The organism is Nocardiopsis halotolerans DSM 44410 (assembly GCF_000341065.1).
GTDB classification, from domain to species: Bacteria; Actinomycetota; Actinomycetes; order Streptosporangiales; family Streptosporangiaceae; genus Nocardiopsis; species Nocardiopsis halotolerans.
Genome location: NZ_ANAX01000335.1, coordinates 1 through 15,562 on the forward strand (window position 1 = coordinate 1; position 15,562 = coordinate 15,562).

Genomic DNA, 15,562 nt, shown 5'->3' on the forward strand with positions numbered 1-15,562 from the left:
ATCCGCCGCGAGCGGCGGATCCACTCCAGTCTATGGTGTCCGGGTGATCTCCCGGGACGGAGGACGGAATCAGATCTTGGCGACCTGGTTGAACGACAGCTCCACCGGGGTCTCACGGCCGAAGATCGACACCAGCACCTTGAGCTTCTGGGTGTCGGGGTTGATCTCGCTGACCGTCGCGGGAAGGGTCGCGAACGGGCCCTCCATGACCGTGACGGACTCGCCGACCTCGTAGGCCACGTCCACGCGGGTCTCGCCACCGCCGCCACCGGCGACACGGGCCTGCTGCGCCTGCTCCGGCTCCTCCTCGGGCTCGGGCGCGAGGAGCTTGGCGACCTCGGTCAGGCTCAGCGGCGCGGGCTTGTTGGACAGGCCCACGAAACCGGTGACACCGGGCGTGTTGCGGATGGCCGACCAGGACTCGTCGGTCAGGTCCATGCGGACCAGCACGTAGCCGGGCAGGACCTTCTCGGTGACCTGCTGGCGCTTGCCGCTCTTGACCTCGGTGACCTCGTGCTCGGGCACCTCGACCTGGAAGATGTACTCCTCCATGTTGAGGGACTGGGTGCGGCTCTCGACGTTGGCCTTGACCCGCTTCTCGTAACCGGCGTAGGTGTGCACGACGTACCAGTCGCCGGGCAGCAGGACGAGTTCGCTCCGGAACTCCTCGACGGGGTCCAGGCGGGGCGTCTCGTCGACGGCCTCGTTCGCCTCGGAACCCGTCTCGTCGTCGGAGCCCTCCTGGGTCTCGGCTGCCTCGTCGGCGTCACCGGTCAGCTCCGGGCTGTCGGTGTCGGCCGTGTCGGCCGCGTCCCCCGTCAGCTCGCCCGCCAGGCCGGTCTCTTCCGCCGACGACTGATCCGGCTCCTCTTCGGGGAAGTCGTCAGAGGTCAGTGGGGACTCGGACACGGCTGCTCTTTCTCTCGTCGGATTCGCTCTGCGGGACGACGCACGCTAGGCAGCGCTGTGCGTCGGACCCAGTCATGCCAGCTTACGGTCTCTTCGGACGAGCCGGGACCAACGCGCGGACGAGGAGGCCGCGTCCCGGTCGGTCCGGGAGGCGCGGTCCGGAGGAAGACGTGGGGTCAGGCCGCCTGCGGCGTACCGAACGTGCCGTACAGCCAGGTGACCGCCTCGCCGAAGCCCCAGTCGAGGAGGGAGACGTATCCCAGGACGACCAGGACGAAGACGAGGACCACGATGGTGTAGGTCACCAGCTCGCGGCGCGTGGGCCAGCGGACCTTGCGCAGTTCCCCGGCGACCTGCTTGGTGAACGTCACCGGACCGGTACGACGCTTGGGCTCCTTGTCGGGCTTGGCGTCGGCGTCAGTCTGAGTCACCTGGGGTCCTTAGGGTCGCGGGCTGCTGGATGTCCCCGTAGTTCCGATGCCCCCGTGTGGTGCGGCGCCTCGGCGACCGCCGCACCCCACGTGCGGACTTGCAGGGCAGGAGGGACTCGAACCCCCAACCGCCGGTTTTGGAGACCGGTGCTCTGCCAATTGAGCCACTGCCCTTAGCGGAAACTGCGCTCCCACCATAGCCGGTTCCGGTGCGCTACGCACACCGTGTGTCAGATAACACCTGAGCCACAACCGGCCGACCCGAGAGATTCTATGCCTACACGGCCCTCCCGCCAAACCGTTCGTCCCCGGGGGTGGGGAAACGGCGCCTTCGTCCGTTACCACCCCCGCTTCCCACCCGCCCCTGGCCGGAACGCGCATGACAACATGGGACACATGACTGACCGACCCCGTGTGTCTGCACGTATCAGCGCCATCTCCGAGTCCGCCACCCTCGCCGTGGACGCCAAGGCCAAGGCCATGAAGGCGGAGGGCCGCCCCGTCATCGGCTTCGGCGCGGGGGAGCCCGACTTCCCGACGCCCGACTACATCGTCGAGGCCGCCGTCGAGGCCGCACGGGAGCCCCGCTTCCACCGCTACACGCCCGCCGGGGGCCTGCCCGAGCTGAAGAAGGCCATCGCCGAGAAGACCCGGCGCGACTCCGGCTACGAGGTCGACCCCGCCCAGGTCCTGGTGACCAACGGCGGCAAGCAGGCCATCTACGAGGCCTTCGCGGCCATGCTGGACCCGGGCGACGAGGTCATCGTCATCGCTCCGTACTGGACCACCTACCCCGAGTCCATCAAGCTCGCGGGCGGCGTCCCCGTCTTCGTCGTCACCGACGAGAGCACCGGGTACCTGGCCAGCGTGGAGCAACTGGAGGCCGCCCGCACCGAGCGCACCAAGGTCCTGGTGTTCGTCTCCCCGTCCAACCCGACGGGCGCCGTGTACCCGCGCGAGCAGGTCCGCGAGATCGGCCGGTGGGCGAACGAGCACGGCCTGTGGGTGCTGACCGACGAGATCTACGAGCACCTGGTGTACGGGGACGCCGAGTTCTCCTCGCTGCCCGTCGAGGTGCCCGAGATCGCCGACCGCACCATCATCGTCAACGGCGTGGCCAAGACCTACGCGATGACCGGCTGGCGCGTGGGGTGGATCATCGGCCCGAAGGACGTCGTCAAGGCCGCGGGCAACCTCCAGTCGCACGCCACCTCCAACGTCGCCAACGTGTCGCAGGCCGCCGCCCTGGCCGCGGTCTCCGGCGACCTGGACGCCGTGGCGAGGATGCGGGAGGCCTTCGACCGCCGCCGGAGGACCATCGTCCGCATGCTCAACGAGATCGACGGCGTGGTCTGCCCGGAGCCGCAGGGCGCCTTCTACGCCTACCCGTCGGTCAAGGGCGTGCTGGGCAAGGAGATCCGCGGCAGGACGCCGCGGACCTCCACCGAGCTGGCCGAGCTCATCCTGGAGCAGGCCGAGGTCGCCGTGGTGCCCGGTGAGGCCTTCGGCACCCCCGGCTACCTGCGCCTGTCCTACGCGCTCAGCGACGAGGACCTCGCCGAGGGCGTGAGCCGCGTCCAGAAGCTCCTGGCCGAGGCGAAGTAGGGGGGTCCACGGGCTCGGCCCCGCGCGGGGCCGGCCGCCGCCCTCCGCCGGACGGCCCCCGGCCGACGCCCCCCTGTCCGGGCCTTCCACGCGCCCCGGAACCGCGGTTCCGGGGCGCGTCCGCGTGTTCGGGCCCGTTCTCCGCGCCCGCGAAGTGCCCCGTCCTGGCAGCGGCGGTGCTCCACATGCGGCAGGCTTACGTCATGGAGACACCGACCAGCGCCCGCCGGTTGGACCGGCTGCCCAAAGCCCATCTGCACCTGCACTTCACCGGGTCGATGCGCCACTCCACACTGGTGGAGCTGGCCGCCGAGCACGGGATCCACCTTCCCCAGGCCCTGGTCCGGGAGTGGCCGCCCAAGCTCCGCGCCACCGACGAGCGCGGCTGGTTCCGCTTCCAGCGCCTCTACGACGTCGCCCGGTCGGTGCTGCGCAGACCCGAGGACGTGTACCGGCTGCTGCGCGAGGCGGCCGAGGACGAGCTCGCGGCCGGGTCCTCCTGGCTGGAGATCCAGGTCGATCCCAGTGGCTACGCGTCGCTCTTCGACGGTCTCACCGCCACCCTGGAGCTGATCCTGGACGCCGCGCGGGTCGCCGAGCGCGAGACCGGTGTGGCCATCGGCCTGATGGTGGCCGCCAACCGCACCAGGCATCCCCTGGACGCCAAGGTCCTGGCCCGCCTGGCCCGTCAGTACGTGGGCCGGGGCGTGGTGTCGTTCGGCCTGAACAACGACGAGCGGCGGGGTCGCGCCCTGGAGTTCGAGGGGGCGTTCCGGATCGCGCGCCGGGCGGGGCTGCTGTCCGCGCCGCACGGGGGTGAGCTCCAGGGGCCGCGCAGCGTGCGCGAGTGCCTGGACGAGCTGAACGCCGACCGGGTGGGCCACGGTGTGCGGGCGGTGGAGGACCCGTACCTGGTGGAGCGGATCGCCACCCAGGGCGTGACGTTGGAGATCTGCCCGACCTCCAACGTGGGTCTGGGGGTGATCGACGAGCTGGAGCAGCTGCCGCTGCGCAGGCTCTTCGACGCCGGGGTGCCGATCGCGCTGGGCACTGACGACCCGCTGCTGTTCGGGCCGCGCCTGGCGGAGCAGTACCGGATCGCCCGCGAGGTGTTCGGGTTCTCCGATCCGGAGCTCGCCGAGCTGGCGCGGATGTCGATCCGCGGGTCGGGAGCGCCCGAAGCGCTGCGCAAGGAGCTGTTGTCGGGGGTGGACGCGTGGCTGGCGGCGGAGCCCGCCTCGTCGCCCTGACCGGAGGGGTCCGCCCGGTCGGACCTCGCCGCAGGTCCACGGTCAGCGCGGGTGGAACCCCGTGCGTCACCCCGGCGGCGGTTCCGGTGGGTCCGCTAGGCGGCGAGCGTCCAGACGCCCTGGACGACCATGGCGGCGCCCGCGACGAAGAACAGGACGGCGGCGCCGATCTGGATGGCGCGCTCGGGCAGTTTCTTGCCCAGCACGGCGCCCAGGGCGATGGCGATGGCGTCGGCCGCGACCATGCCGACCGTGGAGCCGATCCACACCGGCAGCCAGTGGTGCTGGGTGCCGACCGTGATGGTGGCGAGCATGGTCTTGTCGCCGAGCTCGGCGACGAGGAAGACGACGAAGACGGTGACGAACGCGGAGCGGATGCGCCGTGAGGCGGTGCGCTCCTCGTCCTTGTCGGTCATCTCGTCGCCGCGCAGGGTCCACACGCCGAAGAAGAAGAACGCGACACCGGCGGCGAGCGTGAGCCAGTCGGTGGGGAGCGTGGCGCCGAGGACCTCGGCCAGCAGAACGCTCCCGGCGTGCACGACGGCGGTGGCGACGGTGATGCCGAGGATGACCGTGAGGGCCCGGTAGCGGGTGGCCAGGGACATCGCCACGAGCTGGGTCTTGTCGCCCATTTCGGCGATGAAGATGGCCAGGGCGCTGAATGCGAGGCCAGTTGCGAACCCGGTCACATTTCTCCTTCCATCCGGGGATGTCTGGGCAGAAGGAGGCGGCGGACGCCACTTCAACCCGGTCTTTTCCGGGTCAAAGGTCTCGTCCGCCCCTGGCCGGGCACGTCCTGCCAGGTCGGGCTCGTACGACCGGGCCACGGAGCGGCCAGTGTGTCGATCGCACGCATTGGGGACTACTCCCCTTCGACGCGTCCGACTTTATGACGAAACAGAGGGGAAAAGCAATTCATCGCTTTACTGAATTTCTTTATCAGCCAGCCCTGAAAAACAAGTTTGCCGCGCCCAACTCATATATTGGGCGCGGCTGAGGAGAGGGTCAGAGCGAGACGCCGACCATCACCGGCTCGTTGACCAGACGGATTCCGAAGGCCTCCTCCACCCCCGCGCGCACCTCGCGGGCCAGGGCCAGCAGGTCCCCGGTGGTGGCCCCGCCGGGGTTGGTCAGCGCGAGGGTGTGCTTGCCGGAGATGCGGGCGGGCCCGCTGCCGTAGCCCTTGGTGAACCCGGCCCGGTCGATCAGCCAGGCCGCGGAGAGCTTGACGTTGCCCCGGCCGTCGGGGTGTCCCGGCACCGGCACGTCGGCGCCGAGGCGGGCGGCGGCGCGCTCGCGCACGGCCTCGAACTCCTCGGCGGTGACCACGGGGTTGGTGAAGAACGATCCGGCGCTGCGGGTGTCGGGGTCGTCGGGGTCCAGGACCATGCCCTTGCCAGCGCGCAGACCCAGGACGGTCTCGCGCGCCCGCTCCAGCGGCACCCGGGCCCCCGCCTCGGTCTCCAGGGCCCTGGCCACCTCGGCGTAGGCGATCGGACGGCTCAGTTTGGACCGGTGCAGGGCGAAGGTCACCTCGCACACCACGTGGCGGTCGTCGCCCTTGAAGACGCTGTCGCGGTAGGTGAAGCCGCATTCGGCGTTGGACATCCGGCGCCGTTCGCCGGTGCGCCGGTCGTGGACCAGCACCTCCCGGACGGTCTGGCTGACGTCCTGGCCGTAGGCGCCCACGTTCTGGATGGGGGTGGAGCCGACCCGGCCGGGGATGCCCGACAGGAACTCCAGTCCGCTGAGTCCCTCGCCGACGACGCGTTCGACCAGGGGGTCCCACTCCACGCCCGCGTCGGCGCGCATGAGCACGACGGGCTCGCCCGTGTCGTCGACGCCCGCCTCCTCGAAGGAGACCTCCTTGGAGTCCACGAGGACCACGGTGCCGGGGAACCCGGCGTCGGAGACGACGAGGTTGCTGCCGCCGCCCAGGACGAGGACGGGTTCACCGGAGGTGTCGGCCGCGGAGACGGCGGCGACCAGTTCCTCGGTGGTGCCCGCGGTGCGGAAGGAGCCCGCGGGGCCGCCCAGGCCCAGGGTGGTGTACTCGGAGAGTGCGGTCACGTCTACCTCGCCAGGCGTACGGTGGCCTTGGACTGCGCCAGGACCTTGGCGCCGCCGGACCGCGCGGTCAGCGTCACCGCGACGGTGCCGTCGTCGTTCTTGGCCTTCACCTTGCCGCCGACGGTGATCTCGGCGCCCTCGTCGTCGTCCGGGACCACCACCGGCGCGGAGAAGCGCACGGAGTAGTCGACCACGCAGCCCGGGTCGCCCGCCCAGTCGGTGAGCACCCGCGCGGCCTCGGCCATGGTGAACATGCCGTGCGCGATCACGTCGGGCAGGCCCACGGACTTGGCGAAGCGCTCGTTCCAGTGGATCGGGTTGAAGTCGCCCGAGGCGCCCGCGTAGCGGACCAGGTCCACGCGGCGGACCGGGAAGGTCCGCTCGGGCAGCTCGGTGCCGACCTCGACGTCGGCGTGGCGCAGCCTGCTCATTCCTCTCCTCCTCGCACGACGAGCATCATCGTGGCGGTGACCACGTGCGCGCCGTCGGCGTCGTGGGCCTCGGTCTCCAGGGTGAGCAGCTCGTTGCCGCCGAGGGCCCTGATACCGGTGATGCGGGTGACGCTGCCGAGGACGTCACCGGCGTGCGGCGGACGGCTGTAGTGGAAGCTCTGGTCGCCGTGCACGACCCGGGAGAAGTCCACGCCGAGCTCGGGGTCGGCGATGGCCTGTGCGGACCCCGCCATGCCCAGGATGACCGGGAAGGTGGGCGGGGCGACCACGTCGGGGTACCCGGCGCTCCGCGCCGCGGCCGGGTCGGTGTAGATCGGGTTGGGGTCGTTGACCGCCTCGGCGAACTCCCGGATCTTGCCCCGGGTCACCTCGTAGGCCTCGGGCGCGGGGTACTCCCGGCCGAGGTAGTCAGGGTTGATCGCCACGCTCTCTCCTGTTCGTCAGGGGTCCCGGACACGCGAACAGCCCGGTGAGCGGATCGCTCACCGGGCTGTGAAGACTACGGGAACTGCCTCTGCGCCGCGCACTCAGAGACGATCGCGCTCGCGAGGAACCGGCGGACTAGCGGGTCTCGCGGTGCTCGCGGTGCTGGCGGCAGTTCGGGCAGAACTTCTTGAGCTCGATACGGTCGGGGGTGTTCCGACGGTTCTTGCGCGTGATGTAGTTACGGTGCTTGCACTCCTGGCAGGCCAGGGTGATCTTCGGCCTCACGTCGGTGGCAGCCACTTCGGAGTGCCTTTCTCGCTGGAAACAGTACTGAACGCCCGCGACGACCCCTGAACGGCGAGCTCAGGGGTCAGCGGGTTGGTAGCGGGGGCCGGACTTGAACCGACGACACAGCGATTATGAGCCGCTTGCTCTACCGACTGAGCTACCCCGCCCCGGTTGACGGAATCCGACCCCGTACGGGCCGGTCCCGGTTCCGGCCGGCGGATGCCCACCGGCCACCCACCTGAGTGGACCGTACCTCGTCAAGTGGTGGAGCCCCTTTACGGAATCGAACCGTAGACCTTCTCCTTACCATGGAGACGCTCTGCCGACTGAGCTAAAGGGGCGCGCTGCTGGGGCTTCCTCTCGTCCGCCCCGGGGGCGTTGCCCCCTTGCGCTGGTCATGACTATACAGGGATCCGGGGGTGCTCTGCCAAATCGAATACCTCCGGCACGCCTCCCGAGACGGAAACCCCTGGTCAGACGGGGTGTCCCGCCGTCGAGACGGAATCTCAGGTCGTCTCGACCCACACGTTGGACATGGCGTCCCGGTTGATCGTGCGGATGTTCGCGGGCAGGCCCAGCCTGCGCAGGGCGTCCGACAGCCGGGTGTCGTGGGTGAACACGATCAGCTGCCGGTGCCTGCCCACCTCCGCCAGCACCGCGGACAGGCCCTCCACGGTCTCGGTGTCCATCGCCTGGACCGGGTCGTCCAGGACCAGGAAACCGAACGGGTTGCCCTCCACCAGGGTGCGCGGCAGGCAGATCGACAGCGCCAGCGCCTGGAACTCCCCCTGGCTCAGGAGGCCGGGCGCGCTGGTCTGGTCCTCCACGCCGTCGACCGCCACGTCCACCTCGACCCTGCGCCGGGCGCCCCGGCCGATCAGCCGCATGCCCTGGAGGTCGATGTGGCGTTCCTGACGCAGCCGGTACCAGACCTGCTCGGCCTGCGAGGCGACCGGACCCAGCCGCTCCGCCCGCAGGACCCTCGCCTGCTCCGACAGCCAGTTGAGCGCGGCCTCGGCGTCGTTCAGCGCGTCCCGGGCCTCAAGGGCGTCCTGGGCGTCGTCCAGCCACGCCGACAGCTGTTCGGCCATCTCAGCCCAGCCGCCCGTGGGGTCCTCCAGCCGCTCGCTCGCTTCCCGGCGGGGGCTCACCGCCGCCGCCCGCAGCTTGCGGCCGACCGTCTCGATGTGCTCGGCGAGCTCGCCCAGGTCGGTGATGTCCGCACCGGACTCCCACAGGGACCACACCTGGCCCAGCTCGCTCTCCGGCGGCAGCCATCCCGGCGCCGGGGACATCAGGAAGCGGGCCTGGTCCCTGGCGGTGTCCGCGCGCTCGTACGCCGCCGAGACGACGGACGCCTGCGGTCTCAGGGCGCGCAGCTGGGCGTTGGCCCGGCGCACCCAGTCGGCGCCCAGGGGCGCGGAGCAGGTGGGGCACTCGGTGTCGTTCGGATGGCGCTGGTGGTGCTCGATCGCCTGTTCCAGGAGTTTGACCACCCCGTGCGCGCGGTCGCCCTTGCTGCCCGCCGCCATGGCCAGTTCCATGGCCGCGCCCCGCAGTTCGTTGACCACGTCGGCCATCAGCGCGCGCTCGGGCACCGACAGACGGCGCAGGCGGCGCAGGACCGTGTGCAGCTCCGGGTCCCGGGGGCCGTCGTCGGCCGCGATCCTGCGCAGGGCGTCCATGTCGAAGTAGGAGGCGGTCAGGTACTGGACGGCCTGGACGGCCCGCGGGTCGTCGGACTCCCGGAGCGCGTCGAGCAGGTACCGCAGCTCCCGCGAGGGGCGGTCGCGGCGCTTGGCGAGCCCGTCGCACACCTTGGCGAGACGGCGTTCGGCCTCCGCCAGGCCGCTCAGTCCGAGCAGGCCGGTCAGGGTGTCGTAGAGCTCGGCCGAGCGGCCGGTCACCGTGCGGCCGAGTTCGTCGTAGGACAGGAACGGCCGGTAGCGGACGAGGTTCTCGCCCCACTCCATGGTCCTCAGCGGGGAGACCTCGCCGTCGGGGTGGACGACCTCGCCCCGTGCCGAGCGGACGCTCTCGCCGGTCCACCTGCGGCTGATCCGGGTGGATCCCTCGTCCCCGGCGATGTGGATGTCCACCGTCGCCTCGGTGCGCTCGTCGTAGTGCAGGTTGCGCCAGCCGTCGCGCCATCCGGTGGGCATGGAGTCCCACCGGGGGTTGCGTCCGGTGAGGGCGGCCTCGGCGGCCTCGGCGAAGCTCGACTTGCCCGAACCGTTGCGTCCGACGATCACGGTGAGTCCGGGACCGGCGTCGAAGGTGAGCTCCGCGGGGCGCCCGATGCCGCGGAAGCCCTGCACCCTGATCCCCGTGAGGTAGGCCCGCCGTGGCCTGCTCCGCGGCGGCGTCGGCGCGGCCTCCGGCTCGGGGAGGCTCTCGCCCCTCATGCGTGCCTCGAGGGCGTCCTCGCCCCACAGGGCCGCGGCGACCCAGGAGCTGACCTCCCGGGGCAGCCCGGAGCGCGCCAGGGCGTCCAGGAGCGTCGTCCCACCCTCGAACGTCTCGGGTACCCGAGTCACTGCCTCACCCCGCTCATGTTCGTTCCTGCACAAAGCAGACTAGGACAGCCGGGAGGGGAGCACCCGCCGAACGCCCCCCACGCGAAGCGCTCCCGGCGGGCGACGGCGGGTGACGGGCGGGCGGCCCGGCCGGACGCGGTCCCTTGGCGGGCACCCGGTCAGACCCCCACCAGGCGTCTCCTGCTCCCGTCCCACGTGAAGTGCAGGGTGGCGATTCCGGGCACGTTCGGATCCCGCAGGCACTCGTAGATGTTCAGGCTCGGCACGCTCGCGAAACAGCCCCACACCCGTTCCGACGTCAGCACGAAGTCCAGGTCCAGCTCCACGAGCAGCCCCAGCAGGCGGCCGTGCGTGGGTTCGTCGACCTTGGCGAAGGCGTCGTCGAGCAGGATCAGCCTCGGCGCCCAGGGCGCGCGGACGGCCAGGGCGTCGAAGTGCGCCGCCGCGGCGGCGAACAGCACCAGGTAGGCCACCACGCGCTGCTCGCCCTGGCTGAGCGCCGTGCGGTGGCCCAGGCGCCGTTCGTCGCCCGCGGCGTCGGTCACGTACACGGTGAACGTGAACCATGATCGGTAGTCCAGGGCGGCGCGCAACTGCGCTCCGCCCGTGGCGGTGGGGTCCAGGCGGCGGATCGCCTCGATGCAGCGCCTGAGCGCGTCCCGCAGCCGCGTCGTCTGCACGCGGGTCCGCTCCTCGGGCGGCGTGGCCAGGAGCGGCACGACCGCCTCCACGTCCGCGCCCGCGTCGGGGGCCAGGCGCCAGTCCAGGCGCACGCCGAGGCCCGCCGAGGTGGTGACGTCCTTGAGGACGTCGTTCATCGTGGCGATGAGGGCCCTGGCCTCGTCGATCTGGCGTGACAGGTGGTTGGCCAGTTCGCCCAGCAGGTGCCGTTCGAAGGCCTCCTCCTCCGCGATCGCGACGGTCTCCTCGGCCCCGGCGACCGCGGTGGCGATCCGTTCGGCGTACACGGTGACGTCGTGTGCCCCGTCCTCGTCGTGCACGGTGAGGCGTTTGACGCCCCGGGGTTCGCTCATCTCGGTGCGGACCTGCGTCCAGCCCGCCGAGGCGAGCACCCGGTCCAGGCGCTCGCGGCTGCCCAGGACGGCGCTGTCGTCGATCCGCGTGTCCTCCCCGTCACCCTCCTGGGCGGCGAGGCCCTCCTCCATCTGGTCGACGAAGGCCTCCAGGAGGACGAGGCGCGCGTCCGGACCGGGCGGGGCGGCCTGGGCGCGTGCGGCGAGGTAGGCGGCCAGGGACGCGTCGTCCTCGGCGCAGGCCTCCAGTCCGGCGGCTCTCAGCAGTACGGCGTCCGGAACGTCGTCACCGGGCGCGGCGTCGGGGTCCGCTTCGGCGCCCGCGGTGGTGACCGCCGCGACCAGGCCGTCCCCCGCCGCGAGCGCGCGGCGCACCTGTTCGGCCCGCTCCTGTGTGGCCGCGACCAGGCGTGCCTCCGCGCTGACCCGCTCGTCCCGGGCCCGCTGGGCGCCGCGTTCGAGCTCGGGCAGCCGCTGGGCGGCCTCCTCGGCCCTGGCCATGACCTGCTCGCGCGCGGCGTCGAGCTGTTCGGGGGCCACGCCCCGCGCCCGGTCGCCGAGTTCGATCTGGCGGCGGACGGTGATCATGTCGTCGATCGCCGCGGCGCGGGCGTCCTCGGCCAGCACCCGGTCGGAGCGGGCCTCCCGCCATGCGGCGACGTGGCGCTCGTGGTCGGCGAGCTCCCAGGCCAGGACGTCCAGGTCCCGCAGAGCGGAGGCGATGAGCACCCGCAGGTGGTCGAGGGCGCGCAGGGCGCTGTCCAGGTCGGCGCGCGCGGTGGGCAGGTTCCTCTCCACGGTGGCGCCGCCCTCCTCGGCGCCGTCGACGACGGCGGAGTCGCGCAGCCGCGCACGGATGTCGAGCAGTTCGGTCCGGCAGTCCTCGGCCGTGTCGCGGGCCACGTCGTGGGCGCGGCGCGCGGCGGCCACGTCGTGACGGGCGACCTCCAGTGCGGCCCAGGAGCGGGTCAGCGGGGCCGGGTCCGGCAGGTCGCGGGAGATCTCCAGGAGTTCGGCGTAGGAGTGTTCGACCGCCCAGCGGCGCTCGCCCGCCTCGGCGAGCAGGGCCTCGGCGATCGCCATGCGCCTGTCGGTGTTGGCGGACCTGCGGTCGCGGGCCCTCTTGCGGGCGGCCTCGCCGATGTACTCGGGTTCTTCCTTGTGGTGGGCTCCGGAGGCCACGCCCAGGCGCCAGCCGCCGGAGAGGGAGACCGCGCTGGGGAGGGAGACGGTGCCCGCGTTGTCCCGGCGGTGCCTGGGTTCGGTGTCCACGGCGCCGAGGCCGTCGCGGCGGTGCCCGCGTTCGTTCTCGGTGTCCCGTTCCCCGTCCGTCCCGGCGTCCGGGTCCAGGGCGATGGAGGACAGCAGGGCGCGCAGGCCGTCCGGGGCGGCGCCGCGGCCGGTGACGGGTTCGGCGACCGGCACGAGCACGTCGAGCAGCGTCCGCTCCCTGACCGGTCGTGACAGCGCGGGTACCGGAGCCGGGGAGAGCATCAGGTCGCGTGTGGCCGGGTCGTGCAGGGCGCCGTCGGCACGGACCCAGCCCGCCAGCAGTCCGCTGGCCTCCAGCGCGGCCTCCAGTCCGGCCTGTTCGCGGGTGCTGAGACCCTCCGCGAAGTCGACGGCCAGGTACAGCGGGACGCCGTCCCCGTCCCGTCGCGGGGAGGTCGCCCATCCCGGCCGTTCGGGGGCGTGTTCGGCGTTCTTCGCGCGCCGGTCCGCCAGTTCCGCGAGTTCGTCGGAGAGCTGGCCCTCCTCACCGACCGCCACGTCGCGGCGGGCGCGCAGTTCCTCCAGCAGGGGGTCCACGGCGGCGTGCGCCAGGCGCGCGACCCGGCCGGGGACCTCCGGGTCCAGGACGCGCAGGGCGTCGTCGATGGGCAGTTCGACGCTGCCCTCCAGTTCGTGGATGGCCTCGCCCAGGGCGTGCGCGTGGCTGGAGTCCCGCAACCGGGCGGCCCAGGCCCGGACGCCGTCGGCGTAGGCGGCGCTCTCCCGCCTCACCCCGCCGATGGCGTCCTGTTCCCGCTGGTGGGCCCGTTCGAGCACGGCGTCGGCGCTCTCGGCCTCGCTGGTCAGTGCGACCAGGCGGCGGTCGGCCGCGGCCTCGGTGGCGGTGAGCCCGGTCAGGTGGGCGGCCAGGTCGGCCCGGTCGGCGGCCCGGTCGGCGGTTCCCGTGAGGTGGTCGTGGAGGCGTCCGAGGCGGTCGCGCAGGCCGTCGAGGTCGACGCCCTCGACGGGTGCGCGCTCGACGGCCTGTTCCAGCCCCTGGAGGTCGACCCGCGTGGTGCTCTCGCGCGGCGCGTGGACGGTGGTGGCCGGGTCCGGGACGTCGCCGAGGACGCCGGGGTCGATCCCGGCGGCGGACGCGGCGCGCGCGGCCTCGGCGTGGGTCTGGCGCAGGACGTCGAGCGCGCGCTCGACCGTTCCGGTGTCCTCCCCCAGCCGCTCGACGGCGTGGCGCTCCACCCGTTCGGCGTGCTCGGCGGCGACCCAGGCGGCCTCGGCCGCGCGGATGTAGGCGCCCACGGCGGCGTCGTAGGCGCGGCGCTCGCCGTCGGTGGCCGCGGCGGCGCCTCCCTGGGCGACCGCGAGGGTCGTGTCGTCGGCCTGGGCGGTGTCCCGGGTGCGGCGTGCCTGGTCGCGCTCCTCGGAGATCTGGCCCTCCGCCGTGATGAGACGGTCGAGTTCGGCGCGCAGCCGCTCGGTCTCCTCCGTGCGGTGCGCGGCGGCGTCGAGTTGCTCGCGCACGTCGGCGGCCCGTCCGCGCAGGGTGTGGACGAGGTAGTTCCGGTAGTCCTCCAGGAACGCGGTGACGCCCGCTCCGGCCTCGGTGAGGGCGTCCTTGTCGGACCGGGCCTGTTCCAGGTCGGCGATGTTGCGGGCGACCTCGTCCAGGACGGACTCGTCCATGGGCGGGAGCGCCTCGGACAGGACGCCGACGAGTTCCCCGGCCTCCAGGCGGTCGCCGATGGTGGGGCGGCGCAGCCGGTAGAGCAGGTGGATGAGGTTGCGGTAGCGGACGGAGTCGTCGATGCCGAACAGGTCGTGCATCACGCGTGCCCGGTAGGGGACGGGGCTGGTGAAGCAGTTGTCGGCGCCGATCTCGGAGCGGAGGCGGTCGACGGGTTTGGGGCGGCCGTCGGTGACGAGTTCGAGGTCGTGGCCAACCCTTCGCTCGGTGACGAAGAACACGCAGCGCGGGTCGGAGTCGCCCACCGCCATGACGGCGGCGCCCAGGGTCAGGTGGCGGGGGGGCGCGTCGGGGTCGCGGGGACGCGGCTCGTCCTTCCCGGACTCGTCGGCCTCGTGGTCGGGGCGGTCGGAGGGATCGGAGTGGGCCGCGGCGCTGGCGGCGAGCAGCGCGGAGGCGCTGTTGGCCACGGCCCCGGAATGCGGGGCGGAGGCGCCGCTCCGGCCGGTTCCGGGTCGGGTGGCGGAGTCGAGTCCGCGGTCGCCGCGTTCGGTGGTGAACTCCACCCACAGGTAGCCGAGGCGGGTGGCGGGGTCGCCGCCGGATCCGCCGTCCTCCCCGGGGGCGTCGGCCGTCCCGGTGTCCTGGCGTTCGCCGGGGTCCTTCCCGGGTCCGCCGAGCAGGTCGGGACCGGCCTCCTCGCTCTCCGGACGGCGGTCGGACGCACGCGCGCTCTCGGCCATGAGCCAGCGCAGGCTGGTCCTGTTGGTCCCCGTGGTGTCCAGGCGCCGCATGTCCCCGTCCAGCAGGAACGGAAGCAGCATCTCCAGCGCCTTGGACTTGCCCGCGCCGTTGCGTCCGCGCAGCAGCAGGCGCCCCTCCGCGAAGTCCAGGACGTGGTCGTCGTACTGCCAGACGTTGCGGATACCCGCGCGTTCGAGCCGGTAACGGGGGACGTCGCCCGGGGCGCTGGTGCCGGGGCCGGCGGGATCAGCCGGACCCACCGCCGCCGTCGTCTCGGGGGTCGGACTGGTCTCCTGTGTCGCCACTGGTCGCGCTCACCTTCTCGTTCGCCACCGCTTGCAGCACGGACGTCACCCGGCTCAGATCGCCGCGGGGGTCGGCGGGAGCGTCGGGCACACCCTCGTCGGAACCACGCGTCGGGTCGGGGTGTGTCCGGCTGTCTTCGTCATTGTCCTGGATCGGGGGGACGCGGTCGTCCGTTTCGGCGCCGAAGCGGGCGGCCGCCGCGGTGAGCCGCCACCGCCCGGGGGCTCCCCGCAGCAGTCCGAGGTCGGCCAGCAGGACCAGGACCCGCTCACGGAGCCGTACGGGGTCGGGGATCTCCGGTCCGGCGGTGCGGGCCCACTCGCTCCGGGCGGGTGCGTCGGCGCCGCAGAGGGCCTCCAGCGCGGCGTGCAGCTCCTCCTCCGGCACGGGGACGGAGGTGGCGGGCTGGCCGGGGTGCAGGCGGCCGGAGAGGTGCCGGACCAGGGACAGCGCGACCTGGCCGACGGGGCCGCTGGAGGGGAAGGCCGGGCGGGCGCCCGCCTCGTCGGGCATGACGAGGGCGACGCCCTCGGCGCGGACCTCGGTGTCGCAGCCGAGCAGGTTGCCGAGCGCGGCGGCGGCCCGCCACTGGTGCG

General features: G+C 72.6%; 12 protein-coding genes and 3 tRNA genes. 2 read left to right on the plus strand and 13 right to left on the minus strand.

What is annotated here, in order from left to right:
- Nucleotides 1-69: 69 nt before the first annotated feature.
- The 3 genes from nusG to D455_RS0124910 all read right to left on the minus strand — a co-directional run bounded on the left by nusG (nucleotide 70) and on the right by D455_RS0124910 (nucleotide 1,514).
- Complete coding sequence (nusG, locus tag D455_RS0124900; protein ID WP_017573388.1) at nucleotides 70-909, minus strand: transcription termination/antitermination protein NusG; 840 nt, start codon at nucleotides 907-909, stop codon at nucleotides 70-72.
- Between the two features lie 176 nt (nucleotides 910-1,085).
- Entirely contained in the window at nucleotides 1,086-1,340 is a 255-nt protein-coding gene (gene secE, locus D455_RS0124905; protein WP_017573389.1) for a preprotein translocase subunit SecE, read from the minus strand.
- A gap of 101 nt (nucleotides 1,341-1,441) precedes the next feature.
- A tRNA-Trp gene (locus D455_RS0124910) sits at nucleotides 1,442-1,514 on the minus strand.
- A gap of 222 nt (nucleotides 1,515-1,736) precedes the next feature.
- Here D455_RS0124910 and D455_RS0124915 point away from each other — a divergent pair.
- Both D455_RS0124915 and D455_RS0124920 read left to right on the plus strand, forming a co-directional pair.
- On the plus strand, nucleotides 1,737-2,945 hold the full coding sequence (locus tag D455_RS0124915; RefSeq protein WP_193789462.1) for a pyridoxal phosphate-dependent aminotransferase: 1,209 nt from the start codon (nucleotides 1,737-1,739) through the stop codon (nucleotides 2,943-2,945).
- Nucleotides 2,946-3,148: 203 nt separating this feature from the next.
- Nucleotides 3,149-4,195 carry an adenosine deaminase gene (locus tag D455_RS0124920; RefSeq protein ID WP_026122955.1) on the plus strand — a complete coding sequence of 349 codons (1,047 nt, stop codon included), beginning with the start codon at nucleotides 3,149-3,151 and terminating at the stop codon, nucleotides 4,193-4,195.
- A gap of 95 nt (nucleotides 4,196-4,290) precedes the next feature.
- Here D455_RS0124920 and D455_RS0124925 read toward each other — a convergent pair whose 3' ends face one another.
- The 10 genes from D455_RS0124925 to D455_RS0124970 form a co-directional block, all read right to left on the minus strand.
- Nucleotides 4,291-4,884 (minus strand): TMEM165/GDT1 family protein, encoded by a 594-nt coding sequence (locus D455_RS0124925; protein WP_017573392.1) that lies wholly within the window; start codon nucleotides 4,882-4,884, stop codon nucleotides 4,291-4,293.
- A 316-nt stretch (nucleotides 4,885-5,200) separates the two neighbouring features.
- Nucleotides 5,201-6,265 carry a UDP-N-acetylmuramate dehydrogenase gene (locus tag D455_RS0124930; RefSeq protein WP_017573393.1) on the minus strand — a complete coding sequence of 355 codons (1,065 nt, stop codon included), beginning with the start codon at nucleotides 6,263-6,265 and terminating at the stop codon, nucleotides 5,201-5,203.
- A gap of 2 nt (nucleotides 6,266-6,267) precedes the next feature.
- Nucleotides 6,268-6,696: a MaoC family dehydratase gene (locus D455_RS0124935; protein ID WP_017573394.1), complete on the minus strand. Its 429-nt coding sequence runs from the start codon at nucleotides 6,694-6,696 to the stop codon at nucleotides 6,268-6,270.
- Nucleotides 6,693-7,142, minus strand: coding sequence for a MaoC family dehydratase N-terminal domain-containing protein (locus D455_RS0124940; protein ID WP_017573395.1), 450 nt, complete (start codon nucleotides 7,140-7,142; stop codon nucleotides 6,693-6,695). The genes D455_RS0124935 and D455_RS0124940 overlap by 4 nt, the downstream gene beginning before the upstream one ends.
- Nucleotides 7,143-7,278: 136 nt before the next feature.
- Nucleotides 7,279-7,443: a 50S ribosomal protein L33 gene (gene rpmG / locus D455_RS0124945; protein WP_017573396.1), complete on the minus strand. Its 165-nt coding sequence runs from the start codon at nucleotides 7,441-7,443 to the stop codon at nucleotides 7,279-7,281.
- 79 nt (nucleotides 7,444-7,522) lie between these two features.
- Nucleotides 7,523-7,598 (minus strand) — tRNA-Met (locus tag D455_RS0124950).
- A gap of 98 nt (nucleotides 7,599-7,696) precedes the next feature.
- Nucleotides 7,697-7,772, minus strand: a tRNA-Thr gene (locus D455_RS0124955).
- Nucleotides 7,773-7,937: 165 nt separating this feature from the next.
- Nucleotides 7,938-9,968: an ATP-binding protein gene (locus tag D455_RS0124960; protein ID WP_017573397.1), complete on the minus strand. Its 2,031-nt coding sequence runs from the start codon at nucleotides 9,966-9,968 to the stop codon at nucleotides 7,938-7,940.
- A 158-nt stretch (nucleotides 9,969-10,126) separates the two neighbouring features.
- Entirely contained in the window at nucleotides 10,127-14,965 is a 4,839-nt protein-coding gene (locus D455_RS0124965; RefSeq protein ID WP_017573398.1) for an SbcC/MukB-like Walker B domain-containing protein, read from the minus strand.
- Nucleotides 14,907-15,562 (minus strand): DUF2398 family protein (locus D455_RS0124970; RefSeq protein WP_017573399.1); only part of this gene is annotated, 656 nt, incomplete at its 5' end. The genes D455_RS0124965 and D455_RS0124970, both read right to left, overlap by 59 nt.

Bases quoted from the DNA above. Each gene is read 5' to 3' on its own strand.
- D455_RS0124935 (WP_017573394.1), bottom strand. From the start codon at position 6,696: ATGAGCAGGCTGCGCCACGCCGACGTCGAGGTCGGCACCGAGCTGCCC.
- D455_RS0124920 (WP_026122955.1), top strand. From the start codon at position 3,149: ATGGAGACACCGACCAGCGCCCGCCGGTTGGACCGGCTGCCCAAAGCC.
- D455_RS0124915 (WP_193789462.1), top strand. From the start codon at position 1,737: ATGACTGACCGACCCCGTGTGTCTGCACGTATCAGCGCCATCTCCGAG.